Raw genomic sequence first — 9,475 nt, 5'->3', positions numbered from 1 at the left:
ATGGGGAGAGCCACGGGCATCCGTCCTACGGCGTGGCGGCGGAAGGGCCGGGCGGGCGGGGCGCGGAGGAACGGGAGGCGCCCGCCCGCGGCCGGCGGGTGCTCCCGCCCGCTCGGGGCGACGCGCGCGCGACGCTCCCGGCGGCGTCGGAGGTGCGTGAGAGGCTGGAGCGTGCCCATCGACTTCACCGCCATCGACTTCGAGACCGCCAACTCGCACGGGGCCTCCGCCTGCTCCGTCGGGCTCGTGAAGGTCCGCGACGGCCGCGTCGTCGACCGCGCCGGCTGGCTCATCCGCCCGCCGCTGGGGTACGACGACTTCCTCGAGTGGAACACGCGGATCCACGGCATCCGCAAGCACGACGTGCACGCCGCCGCCTCCTGGGTCGACCAGTTCGCCGACCTGGCGGCCTTCGCCGGCGAGGACGTGTTCGTCGCGCACAACGCCGGCTTCGACATGGGCGTCATCCGCGCGGCCTGCGCGGCGACCTCCCTCGAGCACCCCGAGTACGACTACCTCTGCTCGCTCCAGCTCGCCCGCAAGACGTACGAGCTCGACTCCTACCGCCTCCCCGTCGTCGCCATGGCCGCGGGCTTCGAGGACTTCCGCCACCACGACGCGTCGGCCGATGCCGAGGCGTGCGCCGCGATCGTCGTGCACGCGGCCCGGCGGCACGGCGCCGCGAGCATGGCCGAGCTCGGCGAGCTGGCCGGCGTCTCCGTGAAGCGCCTGCGCCCGAAGGCCCCCGTCGCCGCCTGACGTCCGTCATGCCGAGCCGGCTCGAGACGATCGGCTCAGCCGCGGGGGTCGCCGAACCAGGTGCTGAAGATGCGCCAGAAGTTCCGGTTCCCGTAGGCCGAGCAGTCGTCGCCCTCGCCGTAGAGGTTCGCGAGCGCCGCCGCGTTCGGCTGGTACGGCGTGTAGTAGTAGAGACCCGCCGTGGCCGCGTTGGCGATCGTCACCGGGGCGGTACCGCAGGACTCGTCCGGGGAGTAGCGGACGTCGCCGGCCGCGCCGACCGGGTACCAGTCGAAGCTCGAGTCCGGATTCCGGTAGCGCTGGAACTGCCACGCCGCTCCGTACACCTGCGCCGCGAAGCCGTAGGAGTCCGTGTCGCAATCCGCGGTGTCCGGGCAGCCGTAGCCCGTGGCACTGCGGAACTGCCGCTCGCTCGGCTCCGGATCGGTCACGAGCGACTGCTCCTTCTGCAGCAGCACCAGGAGGACGGCCGGATTCACGCCGCACGCGCCGGCGACCGAGGTGATGATCTCCGCGGCCGGGACGTCGCGTCCGGCGGGCAGCGCATCGCACTGCTCGTCGGCCGTGATCGCCGCGGTGTCCTCGGCGTAGTCGCGCAGGCACGGCACCGGCCCGCCCGCGCAGTCGGGGACGCGGGCGTCGAGGAACGCCTGCACCGTGAGCGGTCCGAGCGCGTCGCCGGCGAAGAAGACCTCGTCGGAGATCAGGTCGCCCGGGTCGAAGTCGGCCGCGACGGGGCCCGGCTGGAGGAAGGTCCACAGCCGGACGGTCTGCGGCTCGGACGGCACCGCGGCGAGGCGCGTACCGTCGACGGACCCTCCCAGCAGGAGCGCCACCAGCGCCCCGACGACGACGACCGCACCGCCCCGCCGGCGTCGGACGCCGGTCGGGGACGGTGCGGTCGGGGTCATCCTTCCACGCTAGTGGCGGGGCCGCGGGCGATCAGCCGCAGGGGGTGAGGCGCGCGACGTCCTCCGAGAGGGTGGTGGGACCGCCGAGGAGGACGACCCGTTGCGCTCCCGACTTCGCGATGTCGGTCAGGACGGCGCGGGGCACGCAGTTCGTCGGCACGGCGAACAGCGGGCTGTTCGAGTAGCCCGCCGCCGTGGCTCCGGCGAGGGCGTCGGGGAAGTTCTCGCCCGTCGCCAGGAACACGGTCTTGGCCCTCGAGAAGGCGGCCCGGTTCAGCTGCTCCGAGGTGTCGTAGCGGTCGACTCCGCCGATGCGGGTGATGGTCGACACCGGAAGCGAGTTCTTGATCCCCTCGCTCACCGACAGGGGGCTGCCCGCGATGGTGAGGGTCTGCACCTTGAGCCCCGAGAGGATGCTCTTCGTCACGGCGTCCGCCGTGCTCCCGGTGCCGTTGACCAGGACGACGGGAGCGTTCACCGAGCCGGCTGCGGCGCTCGCGCCGAGCGCGTCCGGGAACTTCTCGCCGGTCGCCAGCCAAGCGCGCGACGAGCCGCCCGAGAAGGCGTACTGGATGATCTTCCTCGAGGTGTCGTAGCGGTCGGTCCCGCCGAGCCGCTGGATCGACGAGGTGTAGCCGCGGAGCTGGTCGTACACGCCCTTGCCGACGCTGAGCTCCGATCCGACGACGACGATCTTCGCGGGCTTCAGGCGGTCGAGCTCGTCGCGGACGGGCTGGGACATGCCGTCGCGGTCGACCAGGAGCAGCGGACCGCCCTGCTTGGCCGCGGCCGGGGCGGCGCTCAGCGCGTCGGGGAAGTTCGCGCCGGTCGCGATGTAGACGACGGGGACGTTCGGGCCGAAGACGGCCTTCGAGATCTCGACGGCGGTGCCCTGGCGGTCGGTGCCGGCCAGACGCGAGACGTCGATCCCGGCCGACGTGCTCACGGTCGAGCAGCCGAGATCCTTCCGGCCGGGGCCCCGGGAGTCGCCCGAGCCGACCCAGCGGTTCCACTCGACGGAGTCGGTGGAGACGCAGACCTGGTAGGTGCCGGGTGCCGAGACGGGCGTGGTGGCGCCGAAGCCGTGTGCGCGGCCGGCGACGGAGTACTCGCCCGGGATGTCGCCGCGGTCGCCGTTCGCGGTCTGCGTGCGGACCGTGCGGGTGCCGTCGGGGCCGGTCACCGTGACCGTCGTGGTCAGCGCGGCCTGCTGCGTCGTCGGATCGACGGCCCAGCCGGACACGCTCAGCGTGCTGCCCGAGATGCGCGGGGCGTCGACGCGTCCCGCGGGGGCGATCCCGGCGTTGGCCAGGGTGCCGTTCGGGTTCCAGTCGCTGAAGAGGTACCAGAAGTTGATGTTGCCGTAGGTCGCGCAGTTGGCGTTGCCGGAGCCGGTGAGCGCGTAGTCGTTGGGCTGGTACGGCGTGTAGTAGTAGAGGTCGGCCGTGGCCTGGTTGCGGATGGTGACCGGCGAGGAGCCGCACGCGGTGCTCGGGTAGTAGGCGACGTTCGGCGTCGAGCCCGGAGCGTAGGTGGTGAAGTTCGAGCCGGAGCCGGGCGGGTTGGCGTAGCGCTTGAACTGGCGGGCCGCGCTGTAGACCTGCGTGAAGAAGCCCGCCGAGCCGGGGTCGCACGCCGCGGTGTCCGGGCAGTTGTAGCCGGTCGCCTTGGCGTAGTCCTCGGGGCTCGGCGTCGCGTCGGTGACGAGGCTCCGCTCCTTCTGCACGAGCACGACCAGGGCCAGCGGGTTGATGCCGCAGGCCAGGCCGACGCGCGTGAAGATCGAGGCCGACGACTCGCTGCCGGAGCCCTGGTAAGCGCTGCACATCGCGTCCGCCGCCTTCGACGGCGTCGCCTGCGAGAAGTCCTTGAGGCAGGGGGCGGTGCCGGCGGTGGAGCACCGGCTGCCCTTCTCGTTCAGGAGCGACTGCACCTGACCGGTGCTCAGCGCGTCGCCGTCGAAGAACTGGGCGTCGCTGACGATGAAGCCGGCGCGGAAGCTCTTCGTCTCCTCGGCGCTGTACTGCGTCGACTGGTCCGGGACGCCGAGGTCGGCGCGGTCGACGGACGCGTCGAGAGCGCCGGTCTCGACCGAGACGGTCGACGGCGCGTCCTCGGCGGCGGAGGCGGAGGTGATCGGAACGAGGGCGGTGCCGAGCCCGACGGCGAGAGCGAGCGCGGCCGTGAGCAGGCGCGATGAGCGGTGGTGATTCCCCATGATCGCGAAGTCTACGAGGCGGTCGCAGGGCGTCCTGGCCCTCGTTCGGTGGTCGTGGCGCGTCGATCGCTCGATGTCGGAGGTGCATGGTGTCATCGGCGGCATGGATCTCTCCTTCGTCCTCGGCCTGGTGGTCGGCGCGCTCCTCGCGGGAGTCGTGGCCGTCCTCCTCGCCCGCTCCCGCACGCCCGACGCCGCCCTCGCCCTCGACCTCGCGACGGCCCGCGCCCGCGCGGAGGGCCTGGAGGAGCGGCACGAGGCCGTCGTCGAGCAGCACCGCGAGCACCTCGGCTCCGCCCGTGACCAGATCCGCGAGCTCCAGGAGCAGCTGCGCGTCGTCGCCGAGCGCGAGCGGCACGACGCGCGCATCCTGCAGACCCTCTCCCCCGTCGCCGAGAGCCTGCGCGGCATGCAGGAGGCGGTCGGCCGGCTCGAGCGCGAGCGCGCCGCCCAGTTCGGGGCGATCACCGAACAGCTGGAGGGGCAGCGGGCGGCGGGCGAGCACCTGCGCTCGACGACCGAGACCCTCGCGTCGGCGCTCCGCTCCACCACGAGCCGGGGCGCCTGGGGCGAGACGCAGCTGCGGAACGTCGTCGAGGCCGCCGGGCTCACCCAGCGGGTCGACTTCGACGTGCAGTTCGGGCTCGAGGGCGAGGCGGGCCGCGGCCGCGCCGACATGGTGGTCCGCCTGCCCGGCGGCAAGGCGATCGCGGTGGACGCCAAAGTGCCGTTCGACGCGTACCTGGAGGCGAGCGCGATCCCCGCGGGCGCCGGCGGAGAAGAGGAGGCGCGGCGCGCGGGGCTCCTGCGCGCGCACGTCCGCGCCCTCCGCGGCCACGTGGACGCGCTGGCCGCCCGCTCCTACTGGACCGGGCTCCCGGCGAGCCCCGAGTTCGTCATCGCGTTCGTCCCGAGCGAGCCGCTGCTCGCGAGCGCGCTCGACGCCGACCCGAGCCTGCTCGAGTACGCGTTCCGCAAGCGCGTCGCCCTCGCCTCCCCCGTGACCCTGTGGTCGGTGCTGAAGACCGTCGCCTACACCTGGCAGCAGGACGTGCTCACCGACGACGCCAAGCGCCTGCTCGACCTCGGCAAGACGCTCTACGCCCGTCTCGGCACCCTCGCCGACCACGCCGAGGGCCTGCGCCGCTCGCTCGAGAAGACGGTCGACTCCTACAACGCCTTCGCCGGCTCGCTCGAGAGCCGCGTGCTGGTCACCGCGCGCCAGTTCGACTCCCTCGACGAGTCGCGCGTCATCGCCCCGGTCGGAGGAGTCGCCTCCTCGCCGCGCCGCCTCACCGCCGTCGAGCTGCTCGCCGCGGACGACGAGTCCGAGCGGAGCGCGTAGGGTCCCCGGTCCCCGTTGAGCGATCACCGGGGGTGCGCAGGCCGCGCGCGAGCGGCGCCGTCCATCCGGCTCGACACCCGGACGACCGCAGATCGCGACGGCGCTCCGCCTCCGCGGCCCGGCGGAGGAGCGCCCGCGAGGCGTCTCGAGACCCGCCGCGGCCCCGCCCGCTCGCCTCGGCGACCGGGGCCGGTGTCCTTCCGCGTCCCGCACGCCGGAACGCCGCCGCACTCGCCGAGGCGCCGTCAGCGGAGCGGCGCCTCAGCGGCGGGGCGGCGTCTCGGACAGACGGTGACGGCCTAGACCCACTTCTCCGCGAGGTGCTGGGCGGTCACGCGGCGGATGGTGCCCGAGCGGGAGCGCAGCACGATGGACTCCGTCGTGATGACGTGGCCCTCCTTGCGCACGCCCTTCACGAGCCCGCCGTTCGTCACTCCGGTCGCGACGAAGTAGGTGTTGTCGCTGCGGACGAGGTCGTTGGCGTGGAGCACGCGGTCGAGGTCGTGCCCGGCGTCGATGGCGCGCTGGCGCTCGTCGTCGTCCTTCGGGCGGAGGATGCCCTGGATCACTCCCCCGAGCGCGCGGATGGCGCAGGCCGTGATGATGCCCTCGGGCGTGCCTCCGGTGCCGACGCACATGTCGAGTCGGGAGTCGTGGCGAGCGGCGTTGATGCCGCCCGCGACGTCGCCGTCGAGCAGGAGGCGCGTGCCGGCTCCGGCCGCGCGGATGTCCTCGATCAGCTGAGCGTGGCGCGGGCGGTCCAGCACCGCGATGCGCATCTCCTCGACGGGCTTGCGCTTGGCGCGGGCCAGGGCGCGGATGTTCTCGCCGATCGGGCGCTGGATGTCGATGATCCCGACGCCCTCGGGCCCGGTGACGATCTTCTCCATGTAGAACACGGCGGAGGGGTCGAACATCGCGCCGCGGTCGGCGACGGCGATCATCGAGAGCGCGTTCTGGCGCCCGGCGGCGGTCAGCGAGGTGCCGTCGATCGGGTCGACGGCGATGTCGGCGGCGGGCCCCGAGCCGTTGCCGACGTGCTCGCCGTTGAAGAGCATGGGCGCGTTGTCCTTCTCGCCCTCGCCGATCACGACGACTCCGTCGAAGTTCACGGTCCCGAGGAAGGTGCGCATGGCATCGACCGCTGCGCCGTCGGCGGCGTTCTTGTCGCCCTTGCCGATGAAGGGCACGGCGCGGATCGCGGCGGCCTCGGTGGCGCGGACGAGCTCCATGCCGAGGTTGCGGTCGGGGTGGAGGTAGAGCGAGTCGTTGTCGATCACAGAGCGGAGTCCTTCGTCGTCGAGTTCGTGCACGTCGTCGCAGGACCCGCGGAGCGGATCCCCATCCCTGCTCGAAGCCTAGTCCAGGGCCCTCCACGGGCGGAGGGACCGCGGAGGGGCGCCTCGCTAGACTCGTCCGCGACGCGGGCCTCGCCCGACCCCCCTTCGTTCATCCGTCAAAGGAGATGCCATGCCCGTCGCTACCCCGGACCAGTACGCAGAGATGCTCGACAAGGCGAAGGCGGGCGGCTTCGCCTACCCGGCGTTCAACGTCTCGTCGTCGCAGACGATCAACGCGGTCCTCCAGGGCCTCACCGAGGCGGGCTCGGACGGCATCATCCAGGTCACCACCGGAGGCGCGGACTACTTCGCCGGCCACACCGTGAAGAATCGCGCGGCCGGCGCGATCGCCTTCGCGAGGTTCGCGACCGAGGTCGCCAAGAACTACCCGGTCACGGTCGCGCTCCACACCGACCACTGCCCGCAGAACGCGCTCGAGGGCTTCGTCTACCCGCTGATCGCCGCCTCCGAGGAGGAGGTCAAGGCCGGTCGCGAGCCGCTCTTCCAGTCGCACATGTGGGACGGCTCCGCGATCCCGCTCGACGAGAACCTCGCCATCGCGAAGGAGATCCTCCCGCGCGTCAAGAACATCAACGCCATCCTCGAGGTCGAGATCGGCGTCGTCGGCGGCGAGGAGGACGGCGTCTCGCACGACATCAACGAGCACCTCTACACCACGCTCGACGACGCGATCGCGACCGTCGAGGCCCTCGGCTTCGGCGAGCAGGGCCGCTACATGGCCGCCCTGACCTTCGGCAACGTCCACGGCGTCTACAAGCCGGGCAACGTCCGCCTGCGCCCGGAGCTGCTCCGCGAGATCCAGGACGGCCTGCAGGCGAAGTACGGCACCGGCGCGCTCCCCCTCGATCTCGTATTCCACGGCGGCTCGGGCTCGACCGACGAGGAGATCGCCGAGGCGGTCCGCAACGGCGTCGTCAAGATGAACATCGACACCGACACGCAGTACGCGTTCAGCCGCTCCGTCGCGGACACCGTGCTGAAGAACTACGACGGCTTCCTCAAGGTCGACGGCGAGGTCGGCAACAAGAAGGTCTACGACCCGCGCTCGTGGGGCAAGATCGCCGAGACCGCGATGGCCGCGCGCGTCGCCGAGGCGACCCGTCAGCTCGGCTCGGCCGGGAACTCCGGGAAGTAGGGCACCGCTCCGTGACGAACGCACACGATCAGCCGGGCGACAGGCGTCCGGAGCCGCAGTACGGCGAGTACGCGCCGCCCGGCTGGTCGTGGCAGCCGCCGGAGGACGCCGTGGTCGTCCCCGACCCGAGGGGGTCGGAGACCGATCCGAGGCCCGCGACCGCTCCGGCCGCGAAGCCCGTCGCGCATCCCGTCGACCGCCTGCTCACGATCGTGCTGCTCGCGCTCGGCGTGTTCTTCGCCGTGCCGACGCTGCTCGATCCCTCGAGCTTCGCGACGACCCTCCAGGAGCTCTACCGCTCCCAGGGCATCGGCACCTACGCGTCGCCGGAGCTCGCACGGATCCTCGGCGTCGTGGTGGCGCTCGCGCAGTCGCTGATCGTCGCCTTCGCGGTGTGGATCTCGATCCGGCGGCTCCGCGCCGGCAAGCGCGCCGTGCTGGTCCCGATCCTCGGGATCGCGGCGACCGTGCTGCTCTCCCTGATCGTCGCGGCGATCGCCATCCTGGGCGACCCGACGTTCGCGGAGTACGTCACGCGCATGTCGGGCTCGCAGGGCGGCGCCGGCACCGACGTCTAGCGTCGATCCCCGTTCCACCGCACACGGAAGAGGCCGCCGCTCCCGAGGGAGGGCGGCCTCTTCCGTGTCCGGGCCGGAACGCTCTAGGCGCCCGCTCCCGCGCTGATGCGTCCACCGACGCCGCGGGCGTCGCGCTTGCCGGCGACGTCCTTGCGCAGCTCCTTGGGGAGCGAGAACATCAGGTCCTCCTCCGCCGTCTTGACCTCCTCGACGTCGCCGTACCCGGCGGCGGCGAGGTCGTCGAGGACCTCCTGGACGAGCACCTCGGGCACCGAGGCGCCGCTGGTGACGCCGACGGTGCGGATGCCCTCGAGCCACTCCTGCTTGATCTCGCTCGCGTAGTCGACCCGGTAGGCGGCCTTCGCGCCGTACTCGAGGGCGACCTCGACGAGGCGCACGGAGTTGGAGGAGTTCGCGGAGCCGACGACGATGACCAGCTCGGCGCCCGCGGCGACCTTCTTGATCGCGACCTGGCGGTTCTGCGTGGCGTAGCAGATGTCGTCGCTCGGCGGGTCCTGCAGGTTGGGGAAGCGCTCGCGGAGACGGCGCACCGTCTCCATCGTCTCGTCGACCGAGAGCGTCGTCTGCGAGAGCCAGACGACCTTGTCCGGGTCCTTCACGACGATGTTCGGCACGTCGTCGGGGCTGCCGACGAGGGTGACGTGATCGGGAGCCTCGCCCGCGGTGCCCTCGACCTCTTCGTGGCCCTCGTGGCCGATGAGGAGGATCTCGAAGTCGTCGCGCGCGAAGCGGACGGCCTCGCGGTGCACCTTCGTCACCAGGGGGCAGGTCGCGTCGATCGCCTGGAGACTGCGGTCGGCCGCGCCCTGGACGACCGCCGGTGAGACGCCGTGCGCGCTGAAGACGATGTGCGATCCCTCGGGCACCTCGTCGACCTCGTCGACGAAGATGGCGCCCTGGCTCTCGAGCGTGGAGACGACGTGCACGTTGTGCACGATCTGCTTGCGCACGTAGACCGGGGCACCGTAGTGCTCGATGGCCTTCTCGACGGCGACGACCGCGCGGTCGACTCCGGCGCAGTAGCCGCGGGGCGCGGCGAGGAGGACGCGCTTGCGGCCCTCGACGGGGACGTCGCGCAGACGCCCTGTGGCGCGGGGCATGCGCGGCATGGGCAGGCTGATCGGGACTTGGCTCACCCCCTGATTCT

Annotated in this window: 8 protein-coding genes; 4 read left to right on the top strand and 4 right to left on the bottom strand. The window is 72.2% G+C overall.

The window, feature by feature from the left end:
* The first annotated feature begins 171 nt into the window (after positions 1 to 171).
* Positions 172 to 759, top strand: a complete 588-nt coding sequence (locus tag C5C10_RS08825; RefSeq protein ID WP_104224410.1) for an exonuclease domain-containing protein — start codon at positions 172 to 174, stop codon at positions 757 to 759.
* 35 nt (positions 760 to 794) lie between these two features.
* On the opposite strand, the gene C5C10_RS08820 is transcribed toward C5C10_RS08825, so the two are convergent.
* A complete protein-coding gene (locus tag C5C10_RS08820; protein ID WP_104268449.1) occupies positions 795 to 1,670 on the bottom strand; it encodes a hemagglutinin in 876 nt (291 codons plus the stop codon).
* Between the two features lie 31 nt (positions 1,671 to 1,701).
* Positions 1,702 to 3,888: a cell wall-binding repeat-containing protein gene (locus C5C10_RS08815; RefSeq protein WP_104329040.1), complete on the bottom strand. Its 2,187-nt coding sequence runs from the start codon at positions 3,886 to 3,888 to the stop codon at positions 1,702 to 1,704.
* 103 nt (positions 3,889 to 3,991) lie between these two features.
* Between C5C10_RS08815 and C5C10_RS08810 the strand changes: the two genes are divergently transcribed.
* Positions 3,992 to 5,233 (top strand): DNA recombination protein RmuC, encoded by a 1,242-nt coding sequence (locus C5C10_RS08810; RefSeq protein WP_219813244.1) that lies wholly within the window; start codon positions 3,992 to 3,994, stop codon positions 5,231 to 5,233.
* A 299-nt stretch (positions 5,234 to 5,532) separates the two neighbouring features.
* Here the strand turns inward: C5C10_RS08810 and glpX are convergent, their stop codons facing one another.
* Entirely contained in the window at positions 5,533 to 6,465 is a 933-nt protein-coding gene (gene glpX, locus C5C10_RS08805; protein ID WP_097165697.1) for a class II fructose-bisphosphatase, read from the bottom strand.
* Positions 6,466 to 6,703: 238 nt separating this feature from the next.
* On the opposite strand from glpX, the gene fbaA reads away from it, so the two are divergent.
* A complete protein-coding gene (gene fbaA, locus C5C10_RS08800; RefSeq protein ID WP_104224414.1) occupies positions 6,704 to 7,729 on the top strand; it encodes a class II fructose-bisphosphate aldolase in 1,026 nt (341 codons plus the stop codon).
* An 11-nt stretch (positions 7,730 to 7,740) separates the two neighbouring features.
* A complete protein-coding gene (locus tag C5C10_RS08795; RefSeq protein ID WP_104224415.1) occupies positions 7,741 to 8,307 on the top strand; it encodes a DUF6264 family protein in 567 nt (188 codons plus the stop codon).
* A gap of 83 nt (positions 8,308 to 8,390) precedes the next feature.
* On the opposite strand, the gene C5C10_RS08790 is transcribed toward C5C10_RS08795, so the two are convergent.
* Positions 8,391 to 9,437, bottom strand: coding sequence for a 4-hydroxy-3-methylbut-2-enyl diphosphate reductase (locus C5C10_RS08790; protein WP_104232760.1), 1,047 nt, complete (start codon positions 9,435 to 9,437; stop codon positions 8,391 to 8,393).
* Positions 9,438 to 9,475 lie beyond the last annotated feature (38 nt).

The organism is Rathayibacter sp. AY1A3 (genome assembly GCF_002930975.1).
In the GTDB taxonomy this organism is placed as follows: Bacteria; Actinomycetota; Actinomycetes; order Actinomycetales; family Microbacteriaceae; genus Rathayibacter.
The sequence above is the reverse complement of the archived record's forward strand: the minus strand, read 5'-3'. Positions and strand labels throughout refer to the sequence as shown.

Excerpts from the sequence above, each read along its gene's own strand:
- C5C10_RS08790 (WP_104232760.1), bottom strand. The coding sequence starts at position 9,437 with ATGCCGCGCATGCCCCGCGCCACAGGGCGTCTGCGCGACGTCCCCGTC.
- glpX (WP_097165697.1), bottom strand. The coding sequence starts at position 6,465 with ATGGAGCTCGTCCGCGCCACCGAGGCCGCCGCGATCCGCGCCGTGCCC.
- C5C10_RS08810 (WP_219813244.1), top strand. The coding sequence starts at position 3,992 with ATGGATCTCTCCTTCGTCCTCGGCCTGGTGGTCGGCGCGCTCCTCGCG.
- C5C10_RS08815 (WP_104329040.1), bottom strand. The coding sequence starts at position 3,888 with ATGGGGAATCACCACCGCTCATCGCGCCTGCTCACGGCCGCGCTCGCT.
- fbaA (WP_104224414.1), top strand. The coding sequence starts at position 6,704 with ATGCCCGTCGCTACCCCGGACCAGTACGCAGAGATGCTCGACAAGGCG.
- C5C10_RS08820 (WP_104268449.1), bottom strand. The coding sequence starts at position 1,670 with ATGACCCCGACCGCACCGTCCCCGACCGGCGTCCGACGCCGGCGGGGC.